Here is a 16,132-nt window from a genome sequence, read left to right as displayed (position 1 = left end):
GCGAGGGCGGCAGCGGCAGCGGCAGCGGCAGCGGCAGCGGCAGCGGATTTACGCCGACCCAGACTCGGGCGTCACCCGCCCGGACACGCTCTTCTGCGCCACGCGTCAGTAGTATCCGTGCCCCATGGCCGCGAGCAGGAATCCGGCGCTGACGCCGCCCAGAGCCGTCGCGAGGACGTAACCGACAGAGGCCCGCACGTCGTCGCCGGGCAGAGGAGCGAGCGCCCCGGCTGTCTTGGTCTGCCACCAGACGAACGCCGTCACCAGGATGCCGGTGGCAAGGGGCAGGACCACCTCCTGGCTCGTGAAGTGCGGCACGGCGCCGCCGGCGGCGGCGATCGCGCCGAAGCCGAGGAGCACACCGGGCACGTCGACGCGCGCGCCGAGGCGGCCCGGCCTGTCGTGTACCTGGGTCGCCGTTCCGAGCACGGCGACCAGAACGAGGGGGGTCACGGCGAGCACGGACCAGCGCCAGGCCAGAGTTTCCAGGAGCGGCCAGCCCGCCAGCAGGCCCAGCGTCGGGCCGCTGCACGCGATCGCCAGGTGGATCCCGAAGGCTTTGCGTCGCTCCTCCCGGTCCGTGAAGGAGGTGGACACGAGGACGGGTGCGGACGAGGAGACCAGCGCGGCGAACACACCTTGCACCATGCGGCCCGCGGTGAACCATTCGGAAGTGGACGCCGTCGCGACGACCACGGCGGCCACCGCGAAGCCCACCAGGCCGATCAGGAGAGTCCTCTTGCGGCCCACGCGGTCCGCGAGGCGGGCACCGAGGAGCAGTGTCACCGTGAAGGCCAGCACGTAGAGCGTCGGCACCGCATCCAGGTAGACCGTGGACGTCACCCGCCAGACCCCCAGGACGTGCCTGAGGTCCGCGTAGCCGCCTCGCCACATCGCCACATCGCCATCACGGTGAACGCGGCGTCGAACAGCACGATCAGCTGCGCCAGGGCCACCGCCGCCAGCCCCCACCAACGCCGGGGATGCGGGTCGGACGGGTCCGTGAGCCCGGCCGGAGCGGCGGGAACGCCCGGGTTACCGGCCGGTGGTACCGCAGGCGCTCCCCAGAGGGGCGCGGCCCCGGGGTGCGCGGGGGCCGTCGGGGTGTACGCGGGCGGCGCGGACTGCGGCTGAACATGCACGCCTCGCGGGCTCGGCACGCCTGCGGGCTGACCGGCGGGTGGGGCCGGGGCAAGCGCAGGGCGTAGTCCAGCAGGTGGGCTGCGCGGCGGCCGAGTTGAGCCAGGACGGTGCCCGGCAGCCACTCGTCGGCCTGGAGAGCCGCGGTGCGCTCGGCGACTTCCTGGGGGGTGGGCCGCTCGGCGGGGTCCTTGTGCAGACATGCGCGTACGAGATCGACGAGCGAATCCGGGACGCCCGTCAGGTCCGGCTCCTCCTCGGCGACCCGGAAGAGGTGTGCGTTCAGGCCCGTCTCCGTCGCGCCGAACAGCAGGCGCCCGGTGGCGGCGTAGACGAGGAGCGCACCCAGGCAGAACACGTCCGAGGCCGGGGTGAGTTCGAGGCCCCGTACCTGTTCCGGCGACATGAATCCGGGCGAGCCGATCAGCATGCCGGTGCGGGTGTGCAGGCTGTCCCCGGCCAGGCTGTCCATCGCTCGCGCGATGCCGAAGTCGATGACACGGGGACCGTCGACGGTGACGAGCGCGTTGGACGGCTTGAGGTCCCGGTGGATCAGGCCCGCCTCGTGCACGGCTCGCAGAGCGAGCGCAAGTCGGTTGGCGAGCGTACGGACCGACCGCTCGGGCAGCGGCCCGAAGTCCTGGGCCACGACGGTGGTCAGGTCTGGCCCGGGAATGTACTGGGTCGCCACCCACAGCACCGCGGCCTCCGTGTCGGCGTCCAGGACGTCGGCCGTCCACTCGCCGCCCACCCGCCTGGCCGCGGCCACCTCCCGAGCGAACCGCTTCCGGAACTCCTGGTTCTGGGCGTGCTCGGCCTGTACGACCTTGACCGCGACCGTACGTCCCACGTCGGATCGGCCCAGGTAGACCAGGCCCATCCCGCCCGCCCCGAGGCGGGCGATCAAGCGGTACGGGCCGATGTGTGCGGGGTCCTCCCCCGTCAGCTGTTCCACGACGGAGAGTTCAACCCTTCACGTGCACGGGACTGCCGTCGCACGGCAGTACGCCGATCCGCGTCGAAGCGGACAGTTCGTTGTGTCCCATGCGTGATCCCCCTGGGGGGTCACCGGGCTCCTAAGGTAGAGCAACTGTCCGGCAGCAGAAGGGGGTTGAGGCCAGCAGCTCGCGCACGCGTGGTCACTGCCCCGCGACTACGGGGTCACCCGCACGTTCCGGACCATTCCTCGCGACAGGCGGGGGCGACCGCCGGCTCCTACGGAGCGAGTTATGAGCAGTTGGGGGCCGTGTGGGGCATCACCCGGCAAGGGCCCGTAAGAAGTGGCCCGACGCCGTCAGCCGCCCAGCGGCCGCGACGGGGGGCCACCGCACGCTCGCGCTGTTCGGAGGGACTGCCGAGTTGGTGCGGTCGCCTTCCGGTGATTGGGGTTGGACCGGTCAAGGCGCCGATGGGGCCTGCGGCGCGGCCGCCGATGGGACGCACTACGCGACCGCGGAGGAGGCGGCGGCCCATGCGGGCGTGTTCCTGAAGGAACACGCTCTTGACATCGGCCATCGGTTGTAGGGCTTCTCTGGCGGGTCGGCCGCCTCCCCCTTCTCAGTGGCGGCGGCCGTTGCGCCTGGCGGTGCGGTGGTCTCTCGTGCTGCCGTTCGGGCGTTCGCGGCTCAGAGTCAGGGGCAGGGGCAGGGGCAGGTGAGTGTGGCGATGAAGGTCAGCTCCTCGGTGTCGGAGCCGGCCGGTGACGCCCTCCCCCCGGTGAGCGACGGGCGGCGCCGGCTCACCGCCGGTGGCCGGTGCGGGGTGCGTCTTCTGGTCGGGGTAGTGCCTGTTCGGTCCAGATGATCTTTCCGGTCTCGGTGTACCGGGTGCCCCAGCGTTGGGCGATCTGTCCGACCAGGAAGAGACCGCGGCCGCCCTCGTCGGTGTCGGCGGCCAGTCGGACGCGCGGCGAGGTGCCGGTGGCGTCGGCGACCTGGCAGATCAGGGTGCATGCGTGGACGAGGCGGACGCAGATGGGGGCGGCGCCGTACCGGATGGCGTTGGTGACCAGTTCGCTGATGATCAGTTCGGTGCCGAGGACGAGTTCCTCCAGGCCCCAGCGACGCAGGTGGGCGGTGGCGGCGGCTCGGCTCGCAGCCACTGCCGATGGGTCGGGCGGGACGTTCCATTCGGCGATGCGGTCGCCGGGCAGCGCCTTGGTGCGTGCGACGAGGAGGGCGATGTCGTCGGGCGAATCGGCCGGGAGCATCGCGGACAGTACGGCCTGGCAGGTCTGTTCCGGAGTGTGCCCGGGGTGGGCGAGCGCGGCGCGGAGTCGGTCGAGACCGACGTCGATGTCGCTGGTTCGCGACTCCACCAGCCCGTCGGTGTAGAGGACGAGCCGGCTGCCCTCGGGGATGTCGAGCTCGATCGTGGTGAAGGGGAGCCCGCGGAGACCCAGGGGCGGGCCGGCGGGGGTGTCGGGGATGTCGACCGTGCCGTCGGGTCTCACCAGGATGGCGGGCAGGTGGCCGGCGCGGGCGAGTTGGCAGCGGCGGGTGACCGGGTCGTAGATCGCGTAGAGGCAGGTGGCGCCGATCACGGCCTCCTCGCGCCCGCCGGCCGTCTGCTCCTCGTCGATGCGGGCGACGACGTCGTCGAGGTGGGTGAGGAGTTCGTCGGGAGGCAGATCGAGCATGGCGAGGTTGTTCACGGCGGTGCGCAGCCGTCCCATGGTGGCGGCTGCGTGGAGGCCGTGGCCCACGACGTCGCCGACCACCAGTGCGACGCGGGCGCCGGACAGTGGGATCACGTCGAACCAGTCGCCGCCCACTCCGGCGTGTGCGGGAAGGTACCGGTGGGCCGCCTCCACGGCGTCCTGCGCCGGCAGGCCGCGCGGCAGCAGGCTCTGCTGGAGGGTCACCGCGAGCGGGTGTCCGCCGCTGATGGCGGCGGCGAGCTGCTCCTGGCTGGTGTACCGGGCGTCGAACACTCCCCCGTTGCCGCCCAGCCGGAGTACGGCGATGCGGTCGGCGACGGCCTGGACGTCGTCCAGGTTGTGGCTGACCATGATCACGGCGTGTCCCTGGTCGCGCAGCCGGCGGATCAGGTCGAGCATCCTCGAGGTCTGTTCCACGGTGAGCGTGGCGGTCGCCTCGTCGAGGACGACCAGCTGGGGGCGGCCGAGCAGTGCCCGGGCGATGGCGACCGTCTGGCGCTCGCCCAGGGTGAGCGTGTGTACGGGGACCCGGATGTCGGGGAGGGTGATGGAGAGCTGGTCGAGCAGCGCAAGGGAACGTTTCTCTATCTCGATCTGCCGAAGGACCCCGAACCGGCGCAGCTCACGGCCGAGGTAGAGGTTGGAGACCGCGTCCATCCGGTCGACGAGTGACGGGTCCTGGTAGACGGTGGCGATGCCCAGCCGCTGGGCGTCGGAGGGCCGGCCCAGCTCCACCGGAACGCCTTGCCACTCGATGGTCCCCGTGTCCGGCGGGATGACTCCGGACACGGCTTTCACCAGTGTGCTCTTGCCCGCTCCGCTCTCACCGACCAGACCCAGGACCTGCCCGCGGTCCACCTCCAGGTCGACCGCGTCGAGGGCCACGACCCCGCCGAAGTGTTTGGTGATCCCGCGCAGGGACAACAGCGGACCCCGAGGCACTCGCCCACCTCCACCCTCTCCACGGCCCACCGGGGGACGGTCGCTCCGCCGCCCCGCCCCGGCGACCCTTCCGAGGAACCTGAGGAACCTGTGGCACGGGCTGTCCAGCCTGGCACCGGCGTCGCGCGCCTCCGAGACGGGACACGCAAGAACGGCCCCGTTCGGCGGCATCCCGCTCCGGTCTCCGGACGCGCACCGGAGCCAGGTCACGTCGGTCAGCGGCCGTGGCGGCGGGCCGGTGAGCAAGTGTCGTGGGGCGCTCAGGCCCGGGGGTCCTCCGCCGGGGCCCGGACACACTCGACGAGGTGGTCGCCTGTGGCGGGGCCGAGGGTGCGCTCGTGGGTCTCGCTGCGGAAGCCGGGGAAGGCGTGGCCGAAGGCTTCGAGGCGCGGAGGTGGCGCAGGAGCGGACGTAGCGCAGGAGCGGACCCACGGTGGTACAGATGGCCTCGCCCTGCATGAGGTCGGGGGTGCCCGGCGGGGTGACGGTGACTGGCTGCGTGGATGAGAGGCAAGAGCTGATGCAGTCGACCGCGTCGTCGCGCTCGTCGAGGAACTGGCCCCGGGGCTGCCGGCTGCGCAGACGTGGAGACCGAGGTGACTTGGCACGATGACGGGTCTCGTCGTCAAGCTCCGGAAACGTTGCGCTTCATCAGTCGACCGGTCGGGCCCGGTTCGACCACGCGCCGAAGCCGTCATCTGGAGCGTCGGTTGCCGGGGGTGTGCAATCGTGGCTGCCGATCCGGTGGCCGGCGCTCTCCGGGACGGGCTCGGAGACGGCCTCCGTCCGGAAGGTGAAGGTGACGCCTGTCGCCTCGACCTGCAGGGCAAGCTGTCCGGGCGGTTGGTGGAGTGTCAGGGGGCTCAAGGAAGCGGGCCGGCGAGTCCGTGGCCGTGGCGGGTCGACTCCATCGGGCGAAGCGGATTCGCCCGATGGAGTCACAGCCCGCCGTGCGGGCCCGAGGGGTTGCGGGGGCGGGCCCTCCCCGGTCAGGAGGGGTTGTCGGCGTGGGTGAGGGTCTCCCAGGCGACGAAGAGGTTGTTGCTGCCGGCCGGGCGGTTGCGCTGGGTCAGCGTCTCCGTGTTGGTCATGGCGAAGCCGAGCCGGTTGTGCATGGCGTTGTAGCCGACCTCGGTGACCGGGCCGAGTCCCAGGTGCAGGGAGCCGCCGCACAGCCAGCTCGGGACGGCGGTGCCGAGCTCGTACTTGGACTGGAACCCGAGGGCCTGGCGCAGGCGCTCGCCGACGTCGGTGCCGTACAGGTCCTGGCCCTGGATGCGACTGGTCTCGGCGACGTGCGAGATGGCGGAGATGCCGTAGCCGGTGTGCGTGAAGTCGCGACAGGTCTCCTGGGTGAGGCCGGTGACGAAGGTCGACTGGCCCTGCCAGTAGTTGACGATCTTGTCGCGCGTGTCGAGGTTCTGGCTCGGCACGGTCTTGGGCAGCGCCCCGTCCGAGGCCAGGTAGACGTAGGCGGCGGTGCGTGTGCGGAACTTCGCCATGGCCTTGTCGTACGACGTCCTGTCCTCCAGGAAGACGGAGATGCCGACGGCGGCCTCCATCATCGACAACTCCCAGTTGCCGTTGGAGTTGGAGCCGTTGATGATTTCCGGCAGGTAGACGTTGCGGAGCATGGTCGCGAACCGGCCGGAGTTCGGCCAGCCGCCGGTGTACGTGTACTTGATGATCTCGGCGGCCTTCGGCCAGGACGAGCCGGCCCAGCCGGTCTGCAGCGGGGCGTTGCTGTTGGTGTGGTCCGTGATGACGGCGGACCAGGCGTCCATCAACTGGATGGACTTCTGCGCGTAGCGCGCGTCACGGGTGATGTACCAGGCGAGAGCGTTGGTGTACGCGGCCATCGCGTCCTCGCGTTCGTCGGTGCAGCCGTAGTTGGGGTTGGAGTACGAGCCGCATTCGACGACCGCGCGAGGTTTGGGGGTGCGGTTCAGGTCGGCGTACTTGCTCGCCATCATCTGGTCGTAGGCGCCCTTCCAGGGCTGGGCGCCGGCGAGGACCTTGGAACGGGCGAAGTCCAACTGACTCTGGGAGACGGTGACTCCGGGATGCGTGAAGACGGCGGGGGCCGCCTCGGCGCCGGGTGCGGCCGGCCAGACGAGGACACCGGCGACGAGGGCGGCGGCAGCTGCGAAAAGTCCGGTTCTGCGCATGAGTTGGGGCCTTCCGTTCTCGTATGTGAACGTGAAGCGCTCTACTGAACAAGCGCGCTGAGCGGAGACCATAGGTCTGGACCATGCCTCCGTCAAGATGTGAAGGAAGCCCTGTCTCAAGAGCGTTGTCGCCCGACGCCGTGATGGCGGGTCCTGGTCGACGTCGGCCCAGCCGGGGACGATCACGGTGTCGGCTCGCTGCAGATGGTCGAGTCCGTGGTCGGGGTCCAGCCGGAAGCGGCCGATCCGGCCCCGCACGGTGCTCGGGCCGCAGAGCTGGAAGTCGTACAAGGGGCGACCATGTGGGTCGGGTCGGAGCTGAAGACCTCCATCGCCAGGGACGGTTCGAGATGCAGCACGCCTTCGGTGAAGGCCAGGGCGACAGTGGTGGTGTCCGGAACTGTACGGGTCACGTCGTTTCCGACACTCGTGTCAAGCAACGCTCCGCGCCAGGATCTTCACGACGGAGCTCGGCGGACCCCACACGGATCGGCGACACGAACACCCGGCGCGCTGAGGTGGGTTCGACGCGGCACGCCGGGGCGTTCGACGCCTCGGAGCACCCCCGTCATCGCCCACGACCAGAGAGGCACCACACCATGACCAGACGGACGACCGCAGTACCGCGTGCCGGCACCTTCCTCAAGGCGGCGGCAGTCCTGCAGACCCTTGCCCTCTTCTTCCAGGCCTCCACCGCGGGCCTGCTCCTCACCTCGTACCGCGCCTACCAGATGCACGACTACGGTTCGAAGGTGATGTACGCGGCCGCGATGCTGTACGTCCTCGCCACGATCCTTGCCTGGCGCCCGGGCGGCGGGTCCCCGCGTCCCATCCTGTACTCCACCGGCCTCCTTCTCCTCGCTTCGGCCCAGGTCGTACTCGGCATCGCGCACGTGGCATCCCTGCACGTCCCGCTGGGTGTGGTGATGTTCGCCCTCAGCACCCTCGTGCTGGTCCGATCCCTGTTCCCGCGCTCGATGCCACGCCCGGCCACCGGTCCATAGCCGCCTTCCCCGGGCCCCTGGACGTCGTCGGGCTGTTCTGACGCAGCCCGCAGGGCCGCCCGACAGCCGCTCCGAGCGCCTGGCCGGCCGGGGAGCCGGGCGCTCCGAGCGCCTTGGCCGGTCGGTGAACCGGAAAGCCGGGGCACTGTCGTCCGTGCGGGCCGTCACTCCAATGGCCGCCAGGGCCGTGCACGCCGCGGCCGTGCGAGCGATCATGACCGGTGTAAGTGTGGTGAAGGCGTAGTCCGGGAGCGGCAGGTCCGCTGGGCTCGTGCCCACGTCGGCGAGGCATTCACCCTACGGTGCCCCTGCCGGGGCTCTCATCCAAGCGACGCCGTCTGGTGGAGGACAGCGAGCCGCCCGCTCGTCGGTATGACGGCCCTCGGCACGTCGCCCAGCTCATCGCATGCTGCGGCGGACCGGGGCGCAGCACGGCAGCACACGGCCCCGCCGAGGTCGGTGGCCCTGCTCTGTCCGCATTGCCCGGTGGGTGATGAGCGTGCGGCTCGACGCCCTTCCTCAGTGCAACGGGAGGTACAGATGGCACCTCATGAGCCTGCCGCCGATCGTCTCGTGGAAGCCGCGTGCAACGCTCCGGACAGCTTGATCACTCGGCTCCTGGAAAGCGACGACCGTCGCGAGTCACTGCTCGGAATGGCGATCCGAGACTGCCGGCAAGCCTCTGCGCATCCGAAGGAAGCAGGCGAGGAAGTCCTGCCCATGGACCCCGTCACTCACGATCCCGCCTGGTGAGATCCGTCTTGATGGCATCCGCCCAGACGGGATCCCTCTTCGTGAAATCCGCTGGGTGAGTTCCGCTCAGTGCGACCCCGTTTGGTGAAGCGCCGAAGCACCACAGACCGAACAGCATCACCCCGCGCACGCGGTGGCGCGGCGGCGGTGGACGGTGAAGGGAGACTCCGATGGACCGGCGAGCAGTCTCAGCGGCCAGGGTGCTGGTGACCGACCTGGACGGCACCCTCCTCGGCGGCGATCGGAGGGAACGGCGACGCCTGCGCGACGCTCTGGCCCGGCATCCGCACATCAAGGTGGTCTTCGCCACCGGGCGCAGTCTTGCTTCCGTGCGGGAACTCCTGCGTGACGACCCCCTGATACCGATCTCCCACTGGATCATCGCGGACGTCGGTGCGAGCGTCATCGACGGGCCGCGGATGCTGCACGTCGACGCCTTGGAGGAACAGCTGCGCATGGGCTGGCCGGGCGCGGAACAGGTGCGGGCAAGGCTGAGCTCCTTCTCGCAGCTCGTGTACCAGGACGGTGTGGCGCAGGAAGGCCGGTGTTCGTTCCATCTGGACCCGACGGGTCTCACCGGTGCTCTGCGGTACGCGGTCAAGGACCTGGGGTGCTCCTGGACCTACTCCTCGGGACGGTTCTTCGACGTGCTGCCGGTCGGTGCGAGCAAGGGGAACGCCCTGGAGCTCCTCCGGCGAGGCATGGGCTGGGCACGTCAGGGGGTCCTCGCGGTGGGGGACTCGCTCAACGACCTCTCGATGCTCTCCACCGGCACCCACGCCGTCGTCGTGGCGAACGCCGAAGTGGCCCTGGCCGCCGCTGCTCCCGCGAGGGAGGAAGTGCATCACTCGGTATGGGAAGGCGCCGCGGCGGTCCTGGAGGGCATGGAGCGGCTGGGCTGGCTGGACTGCCGTTCGGTGACGGTCGGCTATCACCGCCCTCCCGTACGCTGGATCGACGGCGGCTGGCGTTCGCCGTGCAGTCCCAACGGGATCCTGCCGACCTTGCGGAGCGCGCTCGCCGATGAGCGTCTGGACGCCGTGTGGGCGGCGGCCCACACCGGCGAGAGTGCACCGACCGCCACAGCCGCGACGGCTGCCGGGGTGTCGCTCTCGCTCCTGCCGCTGAGTCCCGATCGATGGGCGGGCTATTTCCACCGTGCGTGCAAGGAGACACTGTGGCCCGCCCTGATGTCCCAGCCCGACCTCATCCGCGACCTGCCCGAGCACTGGTCCGACTACGAGCGGGTCAACGTCGCCTTCGCCCGCCACATCGCCTCCCTCGCGGCGCAGGGAGGCACGGTCTGGCTGCACGACTACAACCTCTGGCTCGTCCCCGCGGTGCTCAAGTCCCGTCGACCCGACCTGGCCGTCGGCCTGTTCCACCACACGCCGTTCCCCCAACCCGAAGTCTTCCGCCGGATCCCGCAAGCCGAGCAGCTGATCTCGTCCCTGGCGTACCTGGACTGGGCGGGGTTCCACACCGCTGACAGCGCCGACAACTTCCGCCGGCTCTTCACCTCTGCCTTCAGGACAACACCACAACTCGGCGTACATCCCCTCGGCATCGACCGCCGAGCCGTCGCCGAGATGGCCAAGGCCCGCCTCGGCCACCGGCGCCAGGGCGCCGGTGGCGACACCCAGCTCGTCCTGTCCGTGGAACGGCTCGACTACGCCAAAGCACCTGTTCGCAAGATCCAGGCACTCGACACGCTCCTCGCACAGACACCCCAGCTCCGGGAGAAGGTGTCCTACCGGCTGATATGTCCGCCTCCGGAACCCGGCATCGCCGCCTACGACACCACGCGCGAGGAACTCGAAAGCGCGGTCGACCGCGTCAACCACCGTTGGGCCACAGCAGCCTGGCAGCCCGTCGACTACATCCCCCACAACCTCGACTTCCCCGCGGTCGTCGACCACTACCTGGCCGCCGACGTCTTCTGGGTGACCTCACTCGCCGACGGCATGAACCTCACGGCCCAGGAGTACGTCACCACCCACCACGCCACCCACCGCCCCGGAACCCTCGTCCTGTCCCGGTACGCGGGAGTGGCCCGGCACACGGGATCCGCCGCCCTGCTCACCGACCCCCACAGCGAGCGTGACCTCGTCGCCACCCTTCGCACCGCACTGGCCATGCCCGTAGCGGACCGCACGGCGCACATCAACCGCCTGCACGACCTGCTCGACCTCCCGGCCCCCGACCAGTGGGCCCGCGCCTGCATCACCGCCATCCACCGCTCCCGGACCCCCGAGCAGCCCGCTCACCCCCTCACCCCCGCCGCTCACGCCATGGTGTGAGCACGAGCCAGGAGGGCGGGATGGCGGCGCGGCGCGGATGGCGGGCCGGCGGCGCTGCCGGATGACGGGCTGACCGTCCTGCTCGTCCTGCTCGTCCTCGAGGTCGATGTAGAGCTTCCCGTCGTCTACTGACGACACATCGAGTACGACGGCGTCTCAGGCACAGATGCGTTTGAACGCGGACGCGCCCGGCCTGGCTCGGAAGATCACCTCGTGCCCGGCGTCGTCGGTGAAGACGGCCTCGGTCTCGGACTTCAAGGTCATCGTGCCGCGCTGGGTCGGGTTGTCCCACCCTTCGGGTGGGCTGCCCGAGCCGTTGGAGAGCGGGGTCTCCGCTTCGAAGTACGTGGAGCCGATGCGGGCCTCGTCGATTCCGCAGTGCGTGAGGAGGTCGAAGGGGATCGTCCGGACGGCCGGTGTCGACCGTACGGCCCGCGCGCCGCCCGTGTCGGCCTCTGCGCTTCCCGTGTCGGACTCGGTGCAGCCCGTGAGTACGCCGGCGGCAAGCATGAGGGTGACGATGATCTGTGCGGTTCTCTCAGACATGGCCCTTCGACGTCGAGGGCAGGTCGGCGGTTCCGCTCCGCGGGGCTGTGGCCGCGTGGAGGACGTCGCGGCCCGGTGCCTTTCGGGCACGTGCCGGCCGGGCGATGACGCCGTGCGTGGCGACGGCGAGCGACCAGAGCAGGAGGGGGAAGGCGGCGACCCGTTCCATGCCTCCCATGCCGAGACCGAGGTAGGTGTGTGAGAGGAACAGCCCCAAGGCGGTGAGCGCTGCCACGCCCGAGAGGACGGCGCCCCACCGCAGGAGGACGGGTACGCGTGGCGCCAGGGCGAATCCCGCGACGACGAGGCCGATGTTGCCGGCCGCCATGATGAGGAGGGCGCCCAGGACGTGCTGGTTCTCGTTGACGTCCGCGGGCGCCAGCCCGACCAGCACGAATCCCGCTCCGGCACCGGCCAGCAGCAGGCGGGCCGTGGCGGCGGGCCGGCCGGTGCGCCATAGGGCGCCGCCGGTCAGAGCCGCGCCGACGAGGAGGAGCACGCCCAGGGCGGTGAACGAGACATTCATCAGAGCGTGCTCGGGGGAACAGATGTACCGCGGCTCAGGTTCGGACTGCACGACGCAGTGCACGTTGCCCAGGTCGCTGATGTTGTTCCGGGCCCAGCTGTAGGGTCTGGCCCACGCCGACTCGGCGATCACGTGGACGACGAAGAACTGCGCCACGCCCACGATCCATGCCCCGTACCCGATCCGTGTCCTCACCTGTCCGCCTTTCGTCACGCGTGTTCCGTGAGGACAGCCGATCACGCGGTGCCGGACCGGGACACGCCGACGAGCCCCCTGAAGCGGGGTGGGACAGGCCCTACGTCACGGGCACGCCGTCGTCTCTGCCCTCAGCGAGCCGACACGGCCGTGCCTCGCGTCAGGGGAGGTCAGAGCCAGCCGTTGCGGCGGAAGCCTCGGTGGATGACGAAGCAGGCGACAGCCATGACGCCGAGGACCACGGGGTAGCCGTAGGTCCAGCGCAGCTCGGGCATGTGGTCGAAGTTCATCCCGTAGACGCCGCAGACCATGGTCGGGACCGCGATGATGGCGGCCCAAGCCGTGATCTTGCGCATGTCCTCGTTCTGCGCGACGGTCACCTGCGCGAGGTGGGCCTGGAGGATCGAGTCGAGGAGCGTTTCGTACGAGGCGACCTGCTCGGTGACCCGCGTCAGGTGGTCGGTCACATCCCGGAAGTACGCACGTATCTCCGGCGCGACCATCGGCAAGGGTTCGGTCGTGAGGCGCTGGAGCGGACGGCCCAGTGGTGCCACGGCCCGCTTGAGTTCGAGGAGTTCTCGCTTGAGCTGGTAGATCCGGCCGACGTCGCTCCGGTGGCCCTGTTCGGAGAAGACCGCGGTCTCGATCGCGTCCAGATCGTCCTGCACGGCCTCGGCGACGGCGAGGTAGTCGTCGACGACATGGTCCGCGATCGCGTGCAGCACCGCGGAGGGCCCCTTGGCCAGCTGCTCCGGCTCCGATTCCAGGGCCTCGCGGAGCGGGCCGAGCGAACCGTGCCCTCCGTGGCGGATCGTGATGACGAAGTCGGGCCCGGTGAAAGCCATCAGCTCGCCCGTGTCCACCACCTCGCTCGATGCGGTGAGCTCCTCGTGCTCCACGTAACACACCGTCTTGAAGACGGCGAACAGCACGTCGTCGTACTGCTCCAGCTTCGGACGCTGGTGGGCGTGGACGGCGTCCTCCACCGCGAGCGGGTGCAGCCCGAACAGCTCGGCCAGCCCCGCGAACTCCTTCTCATCCGGTTCGTGCAGACCGATCCACACGAACCCGTCACCGGACTTGCGCACGCGCCGCACGGCCTCCTCGGCCGACCGGACCCCGCCCTGCCGCACTCCGTCGCGGTAGACGACGCAGTTGACCACCGTGCTGCCGAGCGGCGAGCGCGCCGGGTGGCTGAGGTCCACGGCACGCCGGTACGTGCGGCGGACGGCGCTGCGCAGGCGGTGAATCATCGACACGAGGTGCTCCTTCGGCAGATCGCGGCCAGTCTGCCACCAGTCCGTTCGTGGACGACAGGCGGTCACAGCCGCGTCCGGGGCGCGTGCCCGCCCGCGTCCGGGGGCGGAGAGCGCCCCGGTATGGCCGTGTCCGGCTTCACCTTGGTGGCCACACACCGCGCCGCGCCGGTTCCGTCGTGGCGGGACCGGCGCGGCGCGGTGTGTGGCATGGTCAGGCGGTCCGGGCCGCGTGCCCGACGTCACGGACGGCCGAACCCGCACGCAGCGACCCAGCGGAGGCCCCGGGGCCTGTGACGGCGGGGGCGGTGAGTGTCGGGTCGACGGTCAGCGGCTCCACCCCCAGCGGCTCGGCCAACGAGCGCAGGACCGACTCCGGGAGGCAAATCCAGGACTGCTCCGCGCCGAGTGTGGCGGCCGGCCTCTCCACGGTGGTCAACCCGACAGTCGTACGGCTGCCCGGCGGCGTGTGGAAGACACGGACCGCCACCGCGTGTGTTCCCGGCCGGACCGGGACGTACAGGAGCCCGGCCGGGGCGGGTTCCTCGGGCTCGGGATCGTCGTCGAACTGGAAGAGGCACATGAGGCGCTCCTTGAGGAACGTGGAACGGGTGGACACCTGCCGGACGCGTGAACTCGAACCGGCACGGCTACGAAGCTATGCCCCGGTCCCCACCCGTCCGGCCGGCCCCTGACGGGACCTTGACGGCCACCGACCGTCTTCGTTCGAATCCCTGACACACCCATGCCTGCCGTACGAGGGCAGGCGCGCGAACGCTGCACATGCCTGCCAGGGAGCCGGAACAGCCCTGAGCCGGTCAGAGAAGCGGCAGAGGTGAAGTCCGGTCGCACGGGGGCTTCGCCCCGCCACTGTGGAAGGTGATCCGCACCTGCAACGCGCCTGCCCGGGAGCGACGGCCGGCTGTCTTCCGTCAGCTCCACGCCGGTGCCGTCCTCACTCCCTGGGGGCTGCTGCTCCGCGACGGAGGGTGTCGGTCACCTCCGGTGTCGGCTGCGGCGGGTGGGCGCGACGTCGGCGCAGCCAGATGTAGAGCATCAGGCACGGCAGCAGGAGTCCGCCGATGGTGAGGGCCAGGAATGCCGTGAGGCCGCTGATGTGGCTGACCAGCCACTCGAAGTTCTGCCCGAAGAAGCCGACGACGAAGGACAGCGGGAGGAACACGCTCGCGAGAATCGTGAGCCGCTCCATCGTGGCGCTCTGCCGGAGGTTGATCTTGTTCTGCTCGACGGATATGACTGCGATGTTCGCTTCGAGGACGGTGGTCAGGAGGTCACGTTGGGCGGCGACCTCCTCGTTGACCAGCTGTAGGTGATCGTGCACGTCGCGGATGTACGGCAGGAGCACGGACGGCGACCTGCCGGCTTGCAGGCGCCGCCCGAGCACGGCGAGCAGCGGGTGCACGGCGCGGTAGAAATCGGTCACCTCACGGCGCAGGAAGTAGATCCGTTCGGTAGGAGCGACCGCCCCGGAGAACACGGTGGCCTCGATCTGCTCGATGTCGCGTTCGAGCTCCTCGACGACCGGAGCGTAGCTGTCCACCACCTGGTCGAAGATGGCCCACAGCGTGGACGCGCTGCCGGTCTTCAGCAGCTCGGGGCGGCTCTCGAGTCGGCTTCGCGCTTCGTGCAGCTCGCTCGCGATGCCCTGACGCACGGTGATCACGAAGTGTTCGGCGAGGAAGATGCTGATCTCTCCGGTGTCGACTTCCTCCCGCTCGTCGTCGTAGCGCGCCGTGCGGAGGATGATCAGTTCGGTGCCGTCCTCGTACTGCTCGGCCTTCGGCCGCAGGTGGAACGTCCGGGCGTCCTCGACGGCGAGCTCGTGCAGTCCGAAGACCTCCCGGACCCGGCTCAGCTCCTCGGGACCCGGTTCGAACATGCCCAGCCAGACGAACCCGCCCAGCTTGCAGTGCGCAGCCGCCTGCTCCAGAGGCATGGCGCCCTCGTGCTGCCGACGCCCGCCCCGATAATGAGCACAGTCGACGATCATCGCCGCCTCCTCGCGGCCGGCCGACGTGCGCCGTTTCCTGGCCCCCGGCGGCGTGGCGCGCCGTGCCGGCCTCACGACAATAGATGTTCCTCCAAGTCATCGGGAATGTCCTGTCTGGACCAGACCCGGACTTCCTGACGCGCAGCAGCGACTACTCGACGCCGCCCTCGTCACCGGTCCGGCGCCCTGTGCGCCAACGTCGCACGCCCTCCAAGCCCTTTCCCCTGGCAGCAGCCATGAGGGCCCCGTGGTCAGGGGCGCGAAGGACGCTCCACCACTCGTCCACGACCACGAGGTCATGCGCACGCCCCACGGGGCACGAAGGATGGCACCTCCGCCCGCGCTGCCCTCCGGGCCCCCTTGCCGGCAGAGCAAGGGGGGCCGTATCCCTCCCGCACGTCCGGCCCCACTCGCCGCAACCTGAGCCGCCGCTTGGGCCGCCGGTGCGGCGGAGAACGAGGCGAGGCCGACGGCGGACGGGGACCCGGCGAGGAAGTGGCGGCGGGTGGACGTCTGGGGCTCCTAGGGCCTGCCTGACAATTCGCGTCGGATCAGGCCGGGTCGTTCGGTGCGTGCGATCGGCGTGCGGCCGGGGCGCCCTCGTAGCGGAGCTACTGGGGCGTTTCGGCCGT

10 protein-coding genes and 3 pseudogenes are annotated in these 16,132 nt (G+C 70.3%); 2 read left to right on the top strand and 11 right to left on the bottom strand.

Annotated elements, in window-relative coordinates:
• Positions 1-105: 105 nt before the first annotated feature.
• The 6 genes and pseudogenes from OO54_RS30230 to OO54_RS47645 all read right to left on the bottom strand — a co-directional run.
• The gene (locus tag OO54_RS30230) at positions 106-894 is read right to left on the bottom strand and encodes an MFS transporter (RefSeq protein WP_051787287.1); all 789 of its coding nucleotides are present in this window, start codon (positions 892-894) and stop codon (positions 106-108) included.
• A 43-nt stretch (positions 895-937) separates the two neighbouring features.
• Positions 938-2,095: a serine/threonine-protein kinase gene (locus OO54_RS41810; protein WP_051787286.1), complete on the bottom strand. Its 1,158-nt coding sequence runs from the start codon at positions 2,093-2,095 to the stop codon at positions 938-940.
• Between the two features lie 783 nt (positions 2,096-2,878).
• Positions 2,879-4,015 (bottom strand): annotated as a pseudogene (locus OO54_RS47655) (SpoIIE family protein phosphatase); the annotation flags it as partial.
• Between the two features lie 222 nt (positions 4,016-4,237).
• Positions 4,238-4,912 (bottom strand): annotated as a pseudogene (locus OO54_RS47650) (ATP-binding cassette domain-containing protein); the annotation flags it as partial.
• Positions 4,913-5,730: 818 nt separating this feature from the next.
• Positions 5,731-6,909, bottom strand: a complete 1,179-nt coding sequence (locus OO54_RS30210; protein ID WP_033208700.1) for an alginate lyase family protein — start codon at positions 6,907-6,909, stop codon at positions 5,731-5,733.
• A 141-nt stretch (positions 6,910-7,050) separates the two neighbouring features.
• Positions 7,051-7,322, bottom strand: a pseudogene (locus OO54_RS47645) (type 1 glutamine amidotransferase family protein); the annotation flags it as partial.
• Between the two features lie 186 nt (positions 7,323-7,508).
• Between OO54_RS47645 and OO54_RS30205 the strand changes: the two are divergent.
• Entirely contained in the window at positions 7,509-7,913 is a 405-nt protein-coding gene (locus OO54_RS30205) for a hypothetical protein (RefSeq protein ID WP_033208697.1), read from the top strand.
• A 923-nt stretch (positions 7,914-8,836) separates the two neighbouring features.
• Entirely contained in the window at positions 8,837-10,966 is a 2,130-nt protein-coding gene (locus OO54_RS30200) for a trehalose-6-phosphate synthase (RefSeq protein ID WP_051787284.1), read from the top strand.
• A 156-nt stretch (positions 10,967-11,122) separates the two neighbouring features.
• Here the strand turns inward: OO54_RS30200 and OO54_RS30195 are convergent, their stop codons facing one another.
• From OO54_RS30195 to OO54_RS30175, 5 genes are all read right to left on the bottom strand, one after another.
• The gene (locus OO54_RS30195) at positions 11,123-11,512 is read right to left on the bottom strand and encodes a hypothetical protein (protein ID WP_033208694.1); all 390 of its coding nucleotides are present in this window, start codon (positions 11,510-11,512) and stop codon (positions 11,123-11,125) included.
• Entirely contained in the window at positions 11,505-12,233 is a 729-nt protein-coding gene (locus OO54_RS30190) for a DUF998 domain-containing protein (protein WP_157856531.1), read from the bottom strand. The genes OO54_RS30195 and OO54_RS30190 overlap by 8 nt, the downstream gene beginning before the upstream one ends.
• A 170-nt stretch (positions 12,234-12,403) precedes the next feature.
• Positions 12,404-13,486: a magnesium/cobalt transporter CorA gene (gene corA, locus OO54_RS30185; protein WP_033208763.1), complete on the bottom strand. Its 1,083-nt coding sequence runs from the start codon at positions 13,484-13,486 to the stop codon at positions 12,404-12,406.
• A gap of 217 nt (positions 13,487-13,703) precedes the next feature.
• Complete coding sequence (locus OO54_RS30180) at positions 13,704-14,072, bottom strand: SAV_915 family protein (protein WP_033208691.1); 369 nt, start codon at positions 14,070-14,072, stop codon at positions 13,704-13,706.
• A 372-nt stretch (positions 14,073-14,444) separates the two neighbouring features.
• Positions 14,445-15,446 (bottom strand): magnesium and cobalt transport protein CorA, encoded by a 1,002-nt coding sequence (locus OO54_RS30175; protein ID WP_200146748.1) that lies wholly within the window; start codon positions 15,444-15,446, stop codon positions 14,445-14,447.
• Positions 15,447-16,132 lie beyond the last annotated feature (686 nt).

The organism is Streptomyces wedmorensis (genome assembly GCF_000716445.1).
Lineage (GTDB): Bacteria > Actinomycetota > Actinomycetes > Streptomycetales > Streptomycetaceae > Streptomyces > Streptomyces wedmorensis.
Note: the sequence above shows the minus strand (reverse complement) of the source record. Positions and strands in the feature narration are given on the sequence as shown.